Source organism: Kitasatospora sp. NPDC058965, assembly GCF_042741245.1.
Taxonomy (GTDB): Bacteria; Actinomycetota; Actinomycetes; order Streptomycetales; family Streptomycetaceae; genus Kitasatospora.
Window position 1 is genome coordinate 1 of sequence record NZ_JBHYKG010000004.1, and the last position, 16,373, is coordinate 16,373.

At 73.5% G+C, this 16,373-nt stretch carries 16 protein-coding genes; 2 read left to right on the forward strand and 14 right to left on the reverse strand.

The features are described 5' to 3' along the window. From ACFW1A_RS01370 to rimP, 4 genes are all read right to left on the reverse strand, one after another. A partial coding sequence (locus ACFW1A_RS01370) for a translation initiation factor IF-2 N-terminal domain-containing protein (protein ID WP_380402090.1) occupies positions 1 to 382 on the reverse strand: 382 nt, incomplete at its 3' end. 193 nt (positions 383 to 575) lie between these two features. After that, entirely contained in the window at positions 576 to 869 is a 294-nt protein-coding gene (locus ACFW1A_RS01375) for a YlxR family protein (protein ID WP_380402290.1), read from the reverse strand. 80 nt (positions 870 to 949) lie between these two features. Next, complete coding sequence (gene nusA / locus ACFW1A_RS01380) at positions 950 to 1,963, reverse strand: transcription termination factor NusA (protein WP_380402093.1); 1,014 nt, start codon at positions 1,961 to 1,963, stop codon at positions 950 to 952. A gap of 2 nt (positions 1,964 to 1,965) precedes the next feature. Continuing rightward, positions 1,966 to 2,514 carry a ribosome maturation factor RimP gene (rimP, locus tag ACFW1A_RS01385; protein WP_380402097.1) on the reverse strand — a complete coding sequence of 183 codons (549 nt, stop codon included), beginning with the start codon at positions 2,512 to 2,514 and terminating at the stop codon, positions 1,966 to 1,968. 250 nt (positions 2,515 to 2,764) lie between these two features. Here rimP and ACFW1A_RS01390 point away from each other — a divergent pair, with 250 nt between their 5' ends. Continuing rightward, positions 2,765 to 3,862, forward strand: a complete 1,098-nt coding sequence (locus ACFW1A_RS01390; RefSeq protein WP_380402100.1) for a ferritin-like domain-containing protein — start codon at positions 2,765 to 2,767, stop codon at positions 3,860 to 3,862. A gap of 98 nt (positions 3,863 to 3,960) precedes the next feature. Continuing rightward, positions 3,961 to 4,884, forward strand: a complete 924-nt coding sequence (locus ACFW1A_RS01395) for an aminoglycoside phosphotransferase family protein (protein WP_380402103.1) — start codon at positions 3,961 to 3,963, stop codon at positions 4,882 to 4,884. A 191-nt stretch (positions 4,885 to 5,075) separates the two neighbouring features. On the opposite strand, the gene ACFW1A_RS01400 is transcribed toward ACFW1A_RS01395, so the two are convergent. From ACFW1A_RS01400 to hpnC, 10 genes are all read right to left on the reverse strand, one after another. Then, positions 5,076 to 5,624: a GNAT family N-acetyltransferase gene (locus tag ACFW1A_RS01400; protein ID WP_380402106.1), complete on the reverse strand. Its 549-nt coding sequence runs from the start codon at positions 5,622 to 5,624 to the stop codon at positions 5,076 to 5,078. A 42-nt stretch (positions 5,625 to 5,666) separates the two neighbouring features. Beyond that, complete coding sequence (locus ACFW1A_RS01405) at positions 5,667 to 6,542, reverse strand: GNAT family N-acetyltransferase (RefSeq protein WP_380402293.1); 876 nt, start codon at positions 6,540 to 6,542, stop codon at positions 5,667 to 5,669. Positions 6,543 to 6,576: 34 nt separating this feature from the next. Then, positions 6,577 to 7,737: a flavodoxin-dependent (E)-4-hydroxy-3-methylbut-2-enyl-diphosphate synthase gene (gene ispG / locus ACFW1A_RS01410; RefSeq protein ID WP_380402108.1), complete on the reverse strand. Its 1,161-nt coding sequence runs from the start codon at positions 7,735 to 7,737 to the stop codon at positions 6,577 to 6,579. A gap of 116 nt (positions 7,738 to 7,853) precedes the next feature. Beyond that, positions 7,854 to 8,876, reverse strand: a complete 1,023-nt coding sequence (hpnH, locus tag ACFW1A_RS01415) for an adenosyl-hopene transferase HpnH (RefSeq protein WP_380402111.1) — start codon at positions 8,874 to 8,876, stop codon at positions 7,854 to 7,856. Positions 8,877 to 8,878: 2 nt separating this feature from the next. Next, the gene (locus ACFW1A_RS01420) at positions 8,879 to 9,550 is read right to left on the reverse strand and encodes a 1-hydroxy-2-methyl-2-butenyl 4-diphosphate reductase (RefSeq protein WP_380402116.1); all 672 of its coding nucleotides are present in this window, start codon (positions 9,548 to 9,550) and stop codon (positions 8,879 to 8,881) included. After that, entirely contained in the window at positions 9,547 to 11,610 is a 2,064-nt protein-coding gene (shc, locus tag ACFW1A_RS01425) for a squalene--hopene cyclase (protein WP_380402296.1), read from the reverse strand. Before shc ends, ACFW1A_RS01420 begins: the two co-directional genes overlap by 4 nt. 64 nt (positions 11,611 to 11,674) lie before the next feature. Further along, positions 11,675 to 12,763 (reverse strand): polyprenyl synthetase family protein, encoded by a 1,089-nt coding sequence (locus ACFW1A_RS01430; protein ID WP_380402119.1) that lies wholly within the window; start codon positions 12,761 to 12,763, stop codon positions 11,675 to 11,677. A 104-nt stretch (positions 12,764 to 12,867) separates the two neighbouring features. Continuing rightward, entirely contained in the window at positions 12,868 to 14,292 is a 1,425-nt protein-coding gene (gene hpnE / locus ACFW1A_RS01435) for a hydroxysqualene dehydroxylase HpnE (RefSeq protein ID WP_380402122.1), read from the reverse strand. 97 nt (positions 14,293 to 14,389) lie between these two features. After that, positions 14,390 to 15,247, reverse strand: coding sequence for a presqualene diphosphate synthase HpnD (hpnD, locus tag ACFW1A_RS01440; RefSeq protein ID WP_380402299.1), 858 nt, complete (start codon positions 15,245 to 15,247; stop codon positions 14,390 to 14,392). Between the two features lie 41 nt (positions 15,248 to 15,288). Then, complete coding sequence (gene hpnC, locus ACFW1A_RS01445; RefSeq protein WP_380402125.1) at positions 15,289 to 16,245, reverse strand: squalene synthase HpnC; 957 nt, start codon at positions 16,243 to 16,245, stop codon at positions 15,289 to 15,291. Positions 16,246 to 16,373 lie beyond the last annotated feature (128 nt).

The following is a 16,373-nucleotide window of genomic DNA, read 5'->3' on the forward strand; positions in this document are numbered from 1 at the left end:
GACGCGCCGGGCGCGGGCCCGGGGTCGGCGCACCCGCCGGACGCGGGGCAGCCGGCGCGGGCGCGGCGGGAGCCGCGGCGGCCGGAGTCGGACGCGGGGCCGCGGGACGCGGACCCGGGGTGGGGGCACCCGGCTTGGGTGCGGCCGCACCGGCACCGCCGGTGGGCTGGGGCGCCGCGGGCTTCCGCGGGCCGGGCTTGGCGGACGCGCCACCGGACGGCGGCGTCGCTCCCAAAGCATCAGTCAACTTGCGCACAACCGGCGCCTCGATGGTCGAGGACGCCGAACGGACGAACTCACCCAGCTCGGTCAGCTTGGCCATGACGGCCTTGCTCTCCAAGCCCAGTTCCTTGGCGAGTTCGTATACCCGGACCTTAGCCACTTCGCTCCTGTCTAATGAGTCCGGGGTCGTTGTCCGCCGGACCGTCGCTACTTCATGGGCGTACTCATCGCGTACTCATCGAGTGCTCATCGCAATCTCGACCTACTTCCATCTCGCGAGGTACCTGACTGGTGGCGCGGTACACCGGAGTGCGCGCGCCGTGCTCTGTACGGTGGTTCTCCCCCCGGGGTCCTCAGGACGCCGAGGTGCTGTCCGGGCCGGCCACGACCTGCTCGCGCAGAGCCCCGGTGTCGAGCGGCCCCGTGAGCCGGAAGGCCCGCGGGAACGCCCGGCGGCGGACCGCCAGGTCGAGACAGCCGGGGTCGGGGTGCAGGTACGCGCCCCGGCCTGGAAGCGAACTCCGCGGATCGGGGACGCAGGCGCCCGCCACCGCGATGACTCGCAACAGCTCGTGCTTGGCCGCTCGCTTGCGGCAGCCCACGCAAGTGCGTTCAGGGCATGCGCGGACATGCGTCCGGCCGGACACCATCAAGTCTACCCCTCCGCAGGGACTGACCGCGGCCCCGCCGGATCCGGCGGGGCCGCGATTATCGGATGACAACGTCGCTACCCGGCGGTGGATTCCCCGCGGGCGGGCTCTTCCGCGGTCTCCGTGTCCGGTCGGATGTCGATCCGCCATCCGGTGAGGCGGGCCGCCAACCGGGCGTTCTGGCCCTCCTTGCCGATCGCCAGCGAGAGCTGGTAGTCCGGCACGATCACCCGGGCGGAGCGCTGCTGCAGGTCCACGATCTCGACCTTGGTCACCCGGGCGGGGGACAGGGCGTTGGCGACCATCTCCGCCGGGTCCTCGGACCAGTCGACGATGTCGATCTTCTCGCCGTGCAGCTCGTTCATCACGTTGCGGACCCGGCCGCCCATCGGGCCGATGCAGGCGCCCTTGGCGTTCAGGCCGGAACGGCGCGAGTGCACCGCGATCTTGGTGCGGTGGCCGGCCTCGCGGGCGATCGCGGCGATCTCCACCGACCCGTCGGCGATCTCCGGCACCTCCAGGGCGAAGAGCTTCTTCACCAGGTTGGGGTGGGTGCGCGAGAGCGTGACCGAGGCGCCGCGGACGCCGCGGCGGACCGCCACCACGTAGCTGCGCAGCCGGGTGCCGTGCCGGTAGTCCTCGCCGGGGACCTGCTCCTGCGGGGGCAGGATCGCCTCCAGCTTGCCGATGTCCACCAGCACGTTCTTGGGGTCGTTGCCCTGCTGGACGACACCGGTGACGATGTCGCCCTCCTTGCCCGCGTACTCGCCGAAGGTCTGGTCGTCGGCGGCGTCGCGCAGGCGCTGCAGGATCACCTGCTTGGCGGTGCTGGCGGCGATCCGGCCGAAGCCGCTGGGGGTGTCGTCGAACTCGCGCGGCTCGGCACCCTCCTCCAGCTCGCTCTGGTCCTCCAGCGCCCACACCGTGACGTGGCCGGTCTTGCGGTTCAGCTCCACCCGGGCGCGCCGGCGCGAGCCCTCGGTGCGGTGGTACGCGATGAGGAGCGCCGACTCGATCGACTCGACCAGCAGGTCGAACGGGATGTTCTTCTCGGTCACCAGCCCACGCAGGGCACTCATGTCGATGTCCACGGCTACGCCTCCTCTTCTTCCTCGGCGAGCTCCAGCTCGTCCGGGTCTTCCTCGGACAGCAGCTGCTCGTCCTCCTTGCGGTTGAACTCCACCTGGATCCGCGCCTTGGCCACCTCGGCGAACTCCAGGCGGCGCTCCTTCGGCTTGCCGCGGCCCTTGACCGGCTGCACCTCGACCAGCGCGCCGGTGTCGTCGCCCTCCAGGATCCGCGCGACCAGCTCACCGCCCTCGGTCAGCTGGACCTTGACCAGGCGGCCGGTGTTGCGGCGCCAGTGGCGGGGCTCGGTGAGCGGGCGGTCCACGCCCGGGGAGCCGACCTCGAGGACGTACGCGGAGCTGCCCATCAGGTCGCTCTCGTCCAGGGCCTGCCCGACCTCCCGGCTGAACTCGGCGATCGCGTCCAGATCCACGCCACCGTCGGCGTCCACGTCGATCTGCACCTGCCGGCGGCTCCCGGCCTGGCTCACCTTGACGTCCTCAAGGTCCAGGCCCGCCTGCGCGGCCAGTGGCTCCAACAGGGCACGCAACCGATCGGTGGGGGTGGTGCTCATCCGGGTGACTCCTCGGCCGCGTCTGCTGTTGTCAGAAGGTCGTAACTCGGCCAAAGCCTATCGGGTCGACCCGCCAACCGCCGAGTCCGGTCGTCGGGGCGCCGCCCGGTGTCCCCCGCCCTCGGCCGGGCTCGGCGCGGACGGTACCGTCCACACGGGCGGGCACAACCTTTTCACGTTCCCGACCACGTCCGTTTCATCCGTGCGGGGGGCTCAGGGTGCCCTCCGCGGTACTTCTGGGAGCTCCTCGATGCAGTCCACCGGGCGGCGGACCTTCCTGGCCACCGGGGTCCTGGCCGCCGCCGGCCTCCTGACCGCCTGCACCTCGGGGTCGGGCAGCGGCTCCGGCAGCGGGGGGAAGGGCAAGGCCGACACCGACCGGCCGCTGCGCAGCCGCGCGGTGGCCGCCACCGACGCGCTGCTGGCCCAGTACGCGGCGCTGCCGGCGGGCGGCGGCCCGGTGGCGACCGCGCTGCAGTCCGAGCTGGTCCAGCAACGGGCCGCGCTGGCGGCCGGGTTGCCGGGCGGCGGCTCACCGGCGGCCTCGGGCGGGGCGTCCCCGGCGGCTCCGGGGGACGCCTCGCCCGCGGGCGGCGGGACCGCGGTGACGCCGGCCGCGGTGGCCGCCGCCGAGCGGACCACCGCACAGGGCCGGTTGGCCGACCTGCAGGCGGCCTCGCCGGAGCTGGCCCGGCTGCTCGCCTCGGTGGCGGCCGCGGGCGCGGTGCACGCGGTGCGGCTCGGCGACCAGACGCCGCTGACCGTGCCGGGGGACGCGCCGACCGGCGCCGCGTCAGCTGCCGCGCCGTCATCGAACGCGGCGTCACCGAACACCCCGTCAGCCGGCAGTGCGGCGGCCAAGGCTCCGGCCTCCGCCGCCGCCCCGGCCCCGCTGAGCCCGGAGAGCGTCGCCGTGCTGCAGGCGGCGCTGGCCGCCGAGCACGCGGCGGTGTACGCCTTCGGCGTGGTCGGCGCCAAGATCCCGCCCGGCCCGAAGCGGGACGACGCGCGCGCCTGCTACGCCGTCCACCAGGCCCGCCGGGACGGCTGGCAGCGCACCCTGGCCGCCGCGGGGGCCACCCCGGCCGCCGCCGCGCCCGGCTACCGGCTGCCGTTCCCGGTCCCGGACGCCAACGGCGCCGCCAAGCTGGCCGCCGAGGTGGAGAGCCGGCTGCTGGCCGTCTACGCGGACCTGGTGGCGGGGACCACCGGGGCGCTGCGGATGACCGCCGCCACCGCCCTGCGCGAGTGCGCGCTGCAGTGCAACCACTGGGGCGGGTCGCCCGGCGCACTGCCGGGGACGGCCGCCGCCACCGGCGGTACGAGCGCCTCGCCGAGCCCGCACTGAGGCGCTGACCAGCGCGGCTGTCCGGCCCGGGCGGGACCGATGGCCGACAATGGGCGGGTACCGCCAGGGGGGAAGCACCGAAGGAAAGGCACCGCCAGATGTCCTCAGCCGCTGGGCAGTGGAGAGTTCCCGACCGGCTGCGCGAGGGCGTGTCGGCCCGGCAGGGCGAGGCGGGCGAGCGGTGGTTGACCGGGTTGCCCGAGCGGTTGGACCGTCAGCTGACGCGCTGGGAGCTGACGCCGGACCGGATCGCCGACCCGGGCGGCCGGTTGAGCCTGGTCGCCTACGTGCGCCGGGCCGACGGCTCGCCCGCCGTGCTCAAGGCCGGCCTGGTCACCCCCGAGACCGCCCAGGAGCACGCGGCGCTCACCCACTGGGCCGGGCGCGGCGCGGTGCTGCTGCTGGACGCCGACCCGGACGCGGGCTTCCTGCTGCTGGAGCGCCTGCACGGCGACATCCCGCTGCGCTCGCTGGCCGAGGCCAAGGCGATGCTGGAGGCGACCAGCCTGCTGCGCCGGCTGTGGACGCCGCCGCCGGCGGGGCACCGGTTCAGCACGGTGGCCGAGCGGGTGACCGGGCACCTGGAACTGCTCGGCGCGCAGCGCGGGGCGGCCGAGCGGCTGGACGCCGCCCGGCTGCTGGACGAGGCGGTGGAGGTGGCCACCGGTCTGCTCGGCTCCGCCGACGAGGAGGTGCTGCTGCACGGCGACTTCCACCACGGCAACGTGATGGCCGCCGACCGGGCGCCCTGGCTGGCCATCGACCCGCAGCCGCTGGTCGGCGAGCGCGCCTACGACCTGGCCTGGCTGGCCCAGGACCGCAAGGAGACCCTCACCGCCGCCCCCGGCCCGCAGGGCGCCGCCCGCCGCCGGCTGCACCAGCTCTCCGAGTCCGTCGAGGTGGACCTGGACCGGCTGCGCGGCTGGACCCTGTTCCGCACCGTCGCCGCCGGGCTGGCCGCCCTGACCGTCGGCGAGCGCTCCAACGCCGAGCTCTACCTGGAGTTCGCGGGCGGGCTCTAGTGCCGCGTCAGGCGACCTTTGCCCGTCAAGGAGCGGCGTCCGGCGCGTGCTCTCGGCGCGCCGGGCGGAGGCCCTCGTACTGGGTCGTACTTGGGCTTTCGTCCGGTGCGGTGAGAGTGCGTGCCTGGGGGCACCTCCCGGCCGAAGGCTGGGGGCGCGTCGCGACGGGGCGAAGGTTGCCTGACGCGGCACTAGCGGTCGGGGTCGCGCAGCGGCAGGTCGGCGCCCATCACGGCGTACGGGCGGTCGGTGGCGGGGAACCGGACGGCGCGGGCCAGGTCGCGGTAGCCGAGGGCGCGGTAGAGGCGGCGGGCCGGGGTCTCCGCGTCGATGGCGGAGAGGATGCTGCGCGGCTGCCCGGAGCGCCGGCACAGGCTGCGGATCAGCGAGGTGCCCAGGCCCCGCCCCTGGTACTCGGGCAGCACGTGCAGCTCGGTGACGGCGAACACGTCGTCCAGCCAGTCCCCGTAGCCGCGCGCCTCCAGGTGAGGCTCGATCACCGTGCTCCACCAGTGGGTGCGCTGGTTGGGCATCCCGTACCCGAAGCCGACCAAGCGCCCGCCGGCCAGTGCGCCCAGCGCCAGCACCCCCGGCTGCAGCGCGTGCCGCCCGACGATGTGCAGCCGGACCGCCACCTCCTCGGCGGACAGTCCGAAGGCGACCGCCTGCACCTCCAGCGCGTACGGCGCCCAGGCGGCCAGGTCGATCGGCTGGACGGTGACCTCGGTGAGCTGCTCCATGCCGGGGACGTTACTCCTCCCCCGCCCCGCTGACCGCTGAAGTCAGAAGAGCACGGACATGAACGCTCCCACTTCCCGGAATCCCACCCGGCGGTAGGCCGCCCGGGCGGGCAGGTTGAAGTCGTTCACGTACAGGCTGACCACCGGCGCCACCTCGCGCAGCGCGACGTCCAGCACCGCCGCCATGCCGGTCTCGGAGAGCCGCCGACCGCGGTGCCCGGGTGCGACCCAGACCCCCTGGATCTGGCAGGCCCCCTTGGTCACCGCGCCGATCTCGGCCTTGAAGACCACCTCGCCCTGCTCCGAGATCCGGGCGAACGAGCGGCCGGTGCTGACCAGTTCGGCCACTCGGGCCTGGTAGAGCAGGCCGCCGTCGCCGGCCAGCGGGGAGATGCCCACCTCCTCGGTGAACATCGCCACGCAGGCCGGCATCAACAGGTCGATCTCGTCCCGGCGGACCCGGCGGACCAGCGGGTCGGGGGCCACCTCGGCGGCCGGCTCGTCGGTGGCCATCAGCGGCTGGTGGCCGCGGACCTCGCGGGCCGGGCCCCAGCTGCGCTCCAGCAGGGCCCACAGCTCACCGGTCGGACCGGCCGGGCCGACGATCGAAGAGCAGCGCCGGCCCTGCCGCCGGGCCCGCTCGGCGAAGGCGTGCACCGCCGCCGAACCGGCGTTGATCGGCACCAGGTTGGCCCCGGCGTAGCAGAGCGACTCCAGCCGGCCGTCCTGGTCGAACCAGCCCCACATCTCGCCGCCGAGCCGCCACGGGTCCAGGCCCACGGCCTCCACCCTGGTGGCGACGAAGGCGTTGGCGACCGGGTCCCGGTGCAGCACCTCGAGGGTGTCGGCCAGGTCCGCGGTGTCCAGCACCCGGGTGGCGGCCAGGCTGCGGGCGGCCTGCAGCGCGCCGGGGAGCATCACGCCTCGATCGAGCACTGTGTCCCACTCACCGTCAGTCGGCGGCGATCACGGTCGGGGAGCCGGCCTCGACGCCGTCCGCCTGCATCTCCTCGGCCAGCTTGAGGGCCTCCTCGATCAGGGTCTCCACGATCTTCGACTCGGGCACGGTCTTGATCACCTCGCCCTTGACGAAGATCTGGCCCTTGCCGTTGCCGGAGGCCACGCCGAGGTCGGCCTCGCGGGCCTCGCCCGGACCGTTCACGACGCAGCCCATGACCGCGACCCGCAGCGGCACCTCCATGCCCTCCAGGCCGGCGGTGACCTCCTCGGCGAGCTTGTAGACGTCCACCTGGGCCCGGCCGCAGGACGGGCAGGAGACGATCTCCAGGCCGCGCTGACGCAGGTTCAGCGACTCCAGGATCTGGATGCCGACCTTGATCTCCTCGACCGGCGGCGCGGAGAGCGAGACCCGGATGGTGTCGCCGATGCCCTCCGCCAGCAGCGCGCCGAACGCCACGGCCGACTTGATGGTGCCCTGGAAGGCCGGCCCCGCCTCGGTCACGCCCAGGTGCAGCGGGTAGTCGCAGGCCGCCGCCAGCTGGCGGTACGCGTTGATCATCACGACCGGGTCGTTGTGCTTGACCGAGATCTTGATGTCGCGGAAGTCGTGCTCCTCGAACAGCGAGCACTCCCACAGCGCGGACTCGACCAGCGCCTCGGGGGTGGCCCTGCCGTACTTCTCCAGCAGCCGCTTGTCCAGCGAGCCCGCGTTGACGCCGATCCGGATCGGCACGCCCGCGTCCTTGGCCGCCTTGGCGATCTCGCCGACCTTGTCGTCGAAGGCCTTGATGTTGCCCGGGTTCACCCGGACCGCGGCGCAGCCGGCGTCGATCGCCGCGAAGACGTACTTCGGCTGGAAGTGGATGTCCGCGATCACCGGGATCTGCGACTTCTTCGCGATCATCGGCAGCGCGTCCGCGTCGTCCTGGGAGGGCACCGCCACCCGGACGATCTGGCAGCCCGAGGCCGTCAGCTGCGCGATCTGCTGCAGCGTCGCGTTGACGTCCGAGGTCAGCGTGGTGGTCATCGACTGCACCGAAACCGGGGCGTCGCCGCCGACCGGGACACTGCCGACCATGATCTGCCGGGAGGTCCGGCGGGTGGCCAGCGGCTTGAGGGGCAACGGGGGAATGCCGAGCGAGATCGCGGTCATGGGTTCGACTCAATCCTTGTGTGCGGTGCTCTAGGCCATGGTGCTGATTGCCATGGTCGGCTCCGGCGCGCGCTCCTGCATGTGCAGCGGGCAGGGCGCGCGCCGGAGGCGCCGACTCAGCGAGTCCCGGCCACCGTCTCGCGGGCCGCCCGGATCGACTCCTTGAGCGATCCCATGGTGGCCAGGACGGCGGTCGGCTCGTACCCGCAGTGCGCCATGCAGTTGTCGCAGCGCGAGTCCTTGCCTCGTCCGTACTTGGACCAGTCGGTCTTCTCCACGAGCTCCCGGTAGGTGGGCACGTACCCGTCCGACATCAGGTAGCAGGGGCGCTGCCAGCCGAAGAGGGAGTAGTTGGGAATGCCCCACGCGGTGCACTCGAAGTCGACCTTGCCCTCCAGGAAGTCCAGGAAGAGCGGGCTGTGGTTGAGCCGCCAGCGGCGGCGGTTGCCGCCGGCGAAGGCCTTCCGGAACAGCTCCCGGGTCTGCTCGACGCCGAGGAAGTGCTCCTGGTCGGGGGCCTTCTCGTAGGCGTAGGCGGGCGAGATCATCATCTCGTCCACCTTGAGGTCGTCATTGAGGTAGTCCAGGACCTCGACCACGGTCTGCGCGGTGTCGGTGTTGAAGAACGTGCTGTTCGTCGTCACCCGGAACCCCCGCCGCTTGGCCTCCTTGATGGCGGCCACCGCCTCGTCGAAGGTCCCCTCCTTGGCCACCGACTCATCGTGCCGCTCGCGCAGGCCGTCGATGTGCACCGTGAAGGTGAAGTACGGCGAAGGAGTGAACTTGTCCAACTTCTTCCGCAGCAGCAGCGCGTTTGTGCAGAGGAAGACGTACTTGCGCTTCTCCACCAGCTGCCGCACGATCTCGTCGATCTGCGGGTGCATCAGCGGCTCGCCACCGGCGATCGAGACCATCGGCGCCCCGGACTCCAGGACGGCGCCGACCGCCTGGGCCACCGGCATGCGCTGCTTGAGCACCCCGGCCGGGTGCTGGATCTTCCCGCAGCCCTCGCAGGCGAGGTTGCAGGCGAACAACGGCTCCAGCTCGACGATCAGCGGGAACTTCTCCCGACGCTTGATCATCTTCTGCTGGAACAGGTAGGAACTGACCCGCAATGTCTGGCGCAGCGGCATGGCCATGACTAGCTCGCCTCCTGAGGGAGCGTCGGCAGGATAGGGGGCGTCATCGGGGACCGGACCTCGCGGCTCACCGCGCGGTGCCAGCCCAGCAGCGCGGGCACGGTGGCCCGCAGGGTACGGAAGGCGCGCAGACCGCCGCCGAGGGTGCCCGGACGGAGCAGCTCGCGCTCGGGCGTGTCCACCACGACCCGGACGGCTGCGACCGGGACCGACTCGGGCAGCTGTTCCAGGGCCGCGGCGGTCTCCATGTCGACCGCCTCGAACCCGGCCCGGTGCAGGGTGCGCCGCTCGGGTCCGCGGACCACGTGGTCCGCGGTGTGCAGCGCGCCGACCCGGACCTGCAGGCCCAGGCCGCGCAGGGCCGAGGCCAGTACGTCGGGCGACCGGGTAGCAGTTGAACATCCGGAGACGGACTGCACCCTCTCGGCAACAATCACCTCTCCCGGACTTGTTCCCGGCGCCGCCGCGGCGCAGAATCCGGTCATCAGCACCGCCGAGTACGGCCGCCGATCCGCCGTCGCCAGCAGGCTGCTGACGGACCGTCGGGTCCGTTCCGCACCCATGCCGGTGCGGGCCAGTACCGGCGGCCCGCCCAGCGCGTTCGCCCAGTCCCCGCCGCGCAGCGCCCACTCCTCGGGGCCCAGCGCGCAGAGCACGAGCAGAGGACGGTTCACATGGCCCTCCGGAATTCGCCCAGCACGGGGTTGCCGTGCAGGTAGCGACCGAGCGCCGTGACCGGGAAGACCAGGCGGTACAGGTGGTAGTTGATCGAGAAGTCCCACGGGAAGCCGGTGCCGGTGAACTGCGGCTCGTCCCAACTGCCCTCCGGCAGCTGGGTGGCGGTCAGCCAGCGCACCCCGCGTTCGACCGCGGCGCTGCCCCGGCCGTCGTCCGGCGCGTAGCGGCCGCCCGGCCCCTCGCCGGCCGCCAGCAGCGCCATCAGCGCCCAGGCGGTCTGCGAGGCGGTGGAGTCGCCGCGTCCGGACCACTTCTCCGGGTCCTCGTAGGAGCGCATGTCCTCGCCCCACCCGCCGTCCTGGTTCTGCCGCTCCTCCAGCCAGCGCACCGCGCGCCGGATCGCCGGGTCCGACTGCGGCACCCCGGCGGCCACCAGGGCCGGCAGCACCGAGCCGGTGCCGTAGATGTAGTTGGTGCCCCAGCGGCCGAACCAGGAGCCCTCGGCCTCCTGGTTGGCCAGCAGCCAGTCCACCCCGCGCTTGGTGCGCGGGTCGTCGGCCTGTCCGACCTCGGCCAGCATCTCCACCACGTGCGCCGTCACGTCGGCCGACGGCGGGTCGACCACCTCGCCGAAGTCGCAGAACGGCAGCTTGTTCGGCAGGGTGCTGGTGTTGTCCACGTCGAACGCGCCCCAGGCGCCGTTCTTGGACTGCATGCCCAGGTTCCAGGTGACGCCGCGGCGCACCGCCCCGTCCACCTTCTCCGGCTCCGGGTGGCGCACCCGGCGCAGCGCCAGCACCACCTCGGCGGTGTCGTCGATGTCCGGGTAGGTGTCGTTGTGGAACTCGAACGCCCAGCCGCCGGGCGCCAGTTGGGGGCGCTGGACGGACCAGTCGCCCTTCGTGGTGATCTCCTCGGCGAGCATCCAGTCGGTCGCCCGGAGCAGCGCCGGGTGGTCCGCCGGCAGTCCGGCGTCCGCCAGGGCGATGGTGGCCAGGCAGGTGTCCCAGACCGGGGACTGGCAGGCCTCCAGCCAGCGCGCGCCGTCCTGGGTGTGCACGGTGAAGCGTTCGAAGGCGGCCAGCCCGGCCTTCATCACCGGGTGGTCGAGTTCGTAGCCCTGCAGGTGCAGGGCGATCAGCGAGTAGACGGCGGGGGGCTGGATGCCGCCCCAGCAGCCGTCGGCCTCCTGCCGCTCGACGATCCAGCGGCTGGCCTGGGTGAGCGCGAGTCGGCGCAGCGGGCGCACCGCGCGCTTGTGGTACGCGTGCAGCACCAGGTCGATGCGTTCGAAGAATCCGTCCCAGCTGGCCGGCGGGGCCAGCGGGCGCAGGGGGTAGGGGTTGGCCGGATCGGTGTGCAGCTCGGTCAGTTGGAACGGAGCGGGCTTCACCGGGCGGTGCGCGGAGACCACGGTGAGCGGCACGATGGTCTGCCGGGCCCAGCAGCCGAAGGCGTAGATGTTGAGGGGGAGCCATTTGGGCAGGAAGATGATCTCCGGTGGCATCTCCGGCAGCCGCTCCCAGGGCCACCAGCCGAACAGGGCCAGCCAGATCCGGGTGAAGACCCGGGTCGCCGCGATCCCGCCCGCGCCGCGCACCCATTCGGCGGCCGCCCGCATGTGCGGGTCCTCCGGCCGGTCACCCGCCAGGCGCAGGGCCACGTAGGCCTCGACCGTGGTGGAGATCTCCGGCGGTCCGCCGTGGAAGGTGCCCCAGGTACCGTCCTCGCGTTGTTGCGAGCGGATCCACTCCGCGGTGGCCGCGGTCTGCTCCGCGGTGCGGATGTCCAGGAACTGACGGAGTAACAGGTCCTCGGCATCCATGGTGACGTTGGTTTCCAGATCCCCCTTCCACCAGCCCTCGTCGTCCTGCAGGGACAACAGGTGCTCGGTGGCCCGGCGCAGGCTGTCCTCGATCGCCGCGCGGTCCAGGGGTGACGCCTGCTCGGCCTCGGCGGCCGGCGTCCCCGACCCGGCGGTCCCCCCGGTGGCAGCGATCCCGACCGCCCGCCAGGGGGCTTGGGGATCGGCTGCCGCACTGGGCCGCTGCTCCACCGCGACCGGCTCGGAATCGTACTCAGGGTCGAGCCGGCCGTCCGCGGTTGCTGTCAACTTGCTGTCACCTCTCTCGTACCACCACGAATTCGGCGAGGGCCACGAAGCGGTCGCGGACCTCGTCTGCCATCGGTACCTCGTCCAGCGCGGCCAGCGCGGTCTTGTGCTGGCGGCGCGCCTCCTCCTGGGTCCAGGCGCGGCCGCCCGCCTGCTCGATCAGTGCTGCCCGACCGGCCAGCACCTCCTCCGACTCCTCGCCGCGCCCGTTCGGGTCGGCGAGCAGTTCGGCCAGCCGGCGCGAAGCGGCGCCGCCCTCGGCCAGGGCGGCGGCCACCGGGAGGGACTTCTTGCGCTGGCGCAGGTCCCCCCAGTGCGGCTTGCCGGTCACTTCGGTGGCGCCCCAGATGCCGAGCAGGTCGTCCACCGCCTGGAACGCCAGCCCCAGGTGGTGGCCGTACCGCTCCAGGGCGTCGGCCGTCCGGTCGTCGGCGCCGGCCAGGACCGCGCCGATCGCCGAGGCGGCGGCCAGCAGCGCTCCGGTCTTGTTCCCCTCCATCTCCAGGCACTCGGCCACCGTGACCGCGTCCCGGTGTTCGAAGGAGAGGTCCTGTGCCTGGCCGTCGATCAGCTTGCGGGTGGCGGTGGTGATCAGCCGGACCGCCCGGGCGGCGTCCGCGGGAGTCGCGGCACCGCTGCGGCCGGCGTCGAGCAGCACCTCGGTTCCGAGGGTGGCGAGCGCGTCACCGACCAGGATCGCCTGGGCCGGTCCGAAGACCGTCCAGGCAGTGGCCCGGTGCCTGCGAGTTTCGTCACCGTCCATCAGATCATCATGCAGGAGCGAGAAGTTGTGCACCAGCTCAACCGACACGCCGCCGGGTACTCCGGCATGTGGGTCGGCGCCCGCCGCCTCGGCGGAGAGCAGGGCCAGCGCCGGGCGGACCGCCTTGCCGCCGTCGCCCGCGCTCGGGACGCCGGCCTCGTCGATCCAGCCGAAGTGGTAGGCGGCCACGCGGTCCATGGGGGCCGCCAGCCGGGCGACCGCCGCACGCAGCGGCGGGGTGCAGAGCGTGCGGCCCCTGGCCAGCAGCTCCGGTACCGAAACGGGCTCGGCCTGGGCCGTCGCTCCCGCGAACGTGCTGGGACGTGCCTCCACGAGTCTTCCCTCTCCCTGGGCCGTTGTACTGAAGTCGGTGATCGGATCGGACGGCCGGCTCCGGCCGGGTCCTGGCTGTCGCGGCTCGCGGGCGACCGGCGCGGTCACCGGGGCCACCGCCCGTCGCCCCGGTCGGTCGGCACCCGGTGGCCGGCGGCGGCCAGCGCGGCGTCGGCGGCGGCATGACCGCTGCGGACGGCGCCCTCCATGGTCGCGGGCCAGCCGGTGGCGGTCCACGCGCCGGCCAGCAGCAGGCCGGGAACGGCGGTGACCGGCCCGGGCCGCAGCGCGGCGGTGCCCGGGGCCGGGTCGAAGGTGGCGGTGCGCTCGCGGGTGACGAAGAAGTCCAGCACCTCGGCGGTGCGGGCGGCCGGCAGCAGCCGGGCCAGCTCCGGCAGGTAGCGGGCGCGCAGCTCGGAGACCGGCAGGTCGATCTCGCCCCGGACCGCGGACTGGCTCAGCGCCAGGTACTGGGCGCCGGGCCGGGCCGCACCGAGCGCGGTGCCGGCCAGTCCGGAGTGCGCGGTGCGGTCGAAGACCCACTGGACCGGGGAGTCGAGCGCGGCGAAGAACGGGCGGCGCAGCACCTTGCGGTCGTAGATCACGTGCACGTTGAGGATCGGTGCGTGGCCGAGCCGGGCCAGCCGCTCCGGCCGCTCGACGGCCCCGTCCGGCAGCAGGGCCGCGGTGCTCTCCTGGGCGCCGGCCAGCACCACGGTGTCGGCGGTCAGCGCCTCGCCGTCCTCCAGCCGCACCGTGTGCTTCCCGGCGGCGTCGGTCTTGAGCTCCACCGCCTTGGCCCGCAGCCGCACCGCCACCTGCTGCTCGGCCAGCACGGCCCGCGCGGTGTCGTGGTGCAGCTCGCCGAGCGGGACGGCGGCGACGCCGATGTCGCTGGCGCCCGGGTCGGTCAGCAGGCCGGTCTTGAAGACCATCGCGGCCAGCGCCAGCGAGACCTCGTCGGCCCGGGCGTTCAGGGTGGCCACGCCGACCAGGTCCCACAGCGCCGCCAGGGTCCGTTCGCTCTGGCCGTGCGCCCGCAGCCAGTCCCCGAAGGACTGCCCGTCCAGCGCCGGGTCGGCCAGGTCCAGGCGCTGCAGCGCGAGCGCGCCGCGCACCACCCGCAGCCGGTCCAGCGGTCCCAGGTGCGGGTAGGTCGCCAGGCTGCCGGCCAGGTGCAGCGGGACCGGCAGCGCCGCCCGGCGCAGCCGGCCGAGCCGGTGCCGGTCGCCCTGCACCGAGAGCACCGGCACCTCCAGCCGGGGCTGGATCGCCACCCGGTCCGCCGCGCCCAGCCGCTCGACGAAGCCGCGGTAGGCCGTGCAGCAGCGCAGGAAGACGTGCTGGCCGTTGTCCACGGTCAGCTCGCCGCGGCGGAACGAGAAGGCCAGCCCGCCCAGGCGCGGGCGGGCCTCCAGCAGGGTCACCCGGTGACCGGCCTCGGCAAGCCTGAGCGCCGCCGTGGTCCCGGCCAATCCGCCGCCGACCACCACTGCGGTGCGCTCGGGCGCCTCCAGGAGCCCGGTCATCGTGCGTCCCTGCCTCTCCGTACCGGGCCCGGCCGCGCAGCGCGCGCGGCCGAGCCGTTCGTTCCCCCAGCTTCTCCCTGCCCACTTCCGGCGAGGATCAAGAGCGTCCTCCGGCCAGACCGGAGAGGGCCACGTACGCCTTCTCCCAGCCCGGCAGCGACACCCGGCCGCGCAGCACCGACTCCGGCTCCGCGGCGATCCGGCCGAGCAGCCGGTGGTAGATCCCGGCCATCGCCGCGGTGCAGGCCCGGCTGCGCCGGTCCAGCATCGGCAGCAGCCGCAGGCCCTCCTCGAAGTAGCCCTGGGCCCGCTCGGCCTCGAAGGCCACCAGGCCGGTGAAGTCCGCGCCGGCCGGCGGCCGGGAGAACGCGAAGCCCTGCTCGCAGCCGAACCGGGCCAGGTCCTCGGCGGGCAGGTAGGTCCGCCCGTTGACCGCGTCCTCGCGCAGGTCGCGCAGGATGTTGGTGATCTGCAGCGCCAGGCCCAGGGTGTCGGCGTACTCGGCACCCCGCTTGGGGTCCTCGCAGCCGTAGACGCCGAGCGACAGCCGGCCGATCGAGCCGGCCACGCAGCGGCAGTACACCTTGAGCTCGTCGAAGGTGCGGTACTCCTCGCCGCGCAGGTCCATCTCGACGCCGTCGATCAGCTCGTCGAAGGCGTCCAGCGGGATCGGGAAGCGGCGGGCCGCGTCGGCCAGCGCGACCTTGATCGGGTCGGTGTCCTCCTCGGTCACCTCGCCGGCCCGGATCTCGTCCAGCAGGCCCCGGGTGGCCAGCAGCTGCTCGGTCTTGCGCTCGGCCGGCAGTTCGCCGTCGCCGATGTCGTCGACCCGGCGCGCCAGCGCGTACAGCGCCGACATGGCCAGCCGCTTGGGCTCCGGGAGCAACCGGATCCCGTAGCTGAAGTTGCGGGCCTGCAGGGCGGTGACCGCCTCGCAGTACCGGTAGGCCGCCATGACCGGTGCGGACGCCAGTGGTGATGCCGCCACGCGGCCGTTCACCTTCCCTTCGCGAAGATGGCCGCCGCCTTCAGCGCGAGGCGGCGCTTGTCGGGCTTCGCCTGCACAGCGAGCACGTCGTGGTCGGCGGCCTCGATGGCCGCCAGTGCCGCGTACCCGCCGGCGGTGAATCCCGCCAGCAGCAGACGTAGCCTGCCACGAACGGTACCCACCAGCGGGGCGCCGCGATCGAGCAGGGTGCGTGCCCGGGCCGCCTCGAAGGCCACCAGTTCGCGCACCCGCGCATTCGCCGTGGGCTGCCCGAGGTCGGCCTCGGTCACTCCGAAGCGCGCCAGGTCCTCGGCCGGCAGGTAGATCCGCCCGCGCGCGTGGTCCTCGGCCACGTCCTGCAGGTGCTCGACCACCTGGAGTGCCGAGCAGATCGCGTCCGAGAGCTCGATCCGTTCCATTGTCCCGACCCCGGCGAGGGCCAGGACCAGGCGGCCGACCGGGTCGGCGGACAGTGTGCAGTAGTGGAGCAGACTGTCGAAGGTCGGGTAGCGGGCGGTGGTCTGGTCCACCCGGTTGGCCTCGATCAGCTTCCGGAACGGCTCCGGGGTGACCTCGTGCCGGCCGACCAGCGGGACCAGGGCGCGCATCAGCGGGTGCCGCGGGCGCTCGGCCAGCGGGTCCAGCGCGGCCTCGAACACCCGGTCCAGGTCGCGCTCCAGCCCGTCCAGCAGGCCCAGTCGGAAGGTCGTCTCGTCGGACTGCTCCGACGGAGTGGCCGTGCCCAGCAGTCGCGCGGTCCCGGCCGGGTCGGCCAGGTCCCCGTCACCGGCGTCGTCGACCAGCCGGGCGAACCCGTAGACCGCCATCAGGTCGTCGCGCCAGGCCGCGGGCAGGAAGCCGGGGGCCACGGGGAAGTTCTCCCGCGCCGCCTTGTCCAGGGTCAGCTGCTCGCCCGCACCGCCCTCGCCCCCCGGAGCCGTCGCGGACTGAGCCGATGTCGTCACTGCCGTCACTCCCCCGTTCTACACCGGTGCTGACCATGGAATCGACTCGAACACTCCCCCTGGGCAGCCGAACCCGCGCCCGGGCTCCCACCCTTTCACCCCGGACGCCCGCTCGAAAAGCCCACCCC

Excerpts from the sequence above, each read along its gene's own strand:
- ACFW1A_RS01405 (WP_380402293.1), bottom strand. The coding sequence starts at position 6,542 with ATGCTCCCCGGCGCGCTGCAGGCCGCCCGCAGCCTGGCCGCCACCCGG.
- ACFW1A_RS01395 (WP_380402103.1), top strand. The coding sequence starts at position 3,961 with ATGTCCTCAGCCGCTGGGCAGTGGAGAGTTCCCGACCGGCTGCGCGAG.
- hpnH (WP_380402111.1), bottom strand. The coding sequence starts at position 8,876 with ATGGCCATGCCGCTGCGCCAGACATTGCGGGTCAGTTCCTACCTGTTC.
- ACFW1A_RS01400 (WP_380402106.1), bottom strand. The coding sequence starts at position 5,624 with ATGGAGCAGCTCACCGAGGTCACCGTCCAGCCGATCGACCTGGCCGCC.
- hpnE (WP_380402122.1), bottom strand. The coding sequence starts at position 14,292 with ATGACCGGGCTCCTGGAGGCGCCCGAGCGCACCGCAGTGGTGGTCGGC.
- hpnD (WP_380402299.1), bottom strand. The coding sequence starts at position 15,247 with ATGGCGGCCTACCGGTACTGCGAGGCGGTCACCGCCCTGCAGGCCCGC.
- ACFW1A_RS01390 (WP_380402100.1), top strand. The coding sequence starts at position 2,765 with ATGCAGTCCACCGGGCGGCGGACCTTCCTGGCCACCGGGGTCCTGGCC.
- ispG (WP_380402108.1), bottom strand. The coding sequence starts at position 7,737 with ATGACCGCGATCTCGCTCGGCATTCCCCCGTTGCCCCTCAAGCCGCTG.
- rimP (WP_380402097.1), bottom strand. The coding sequence starts at position 2,514 with ATGAGCACCACCCCCACCGATCGGTTGCGTGCCCTGTTGGAGCCACTG.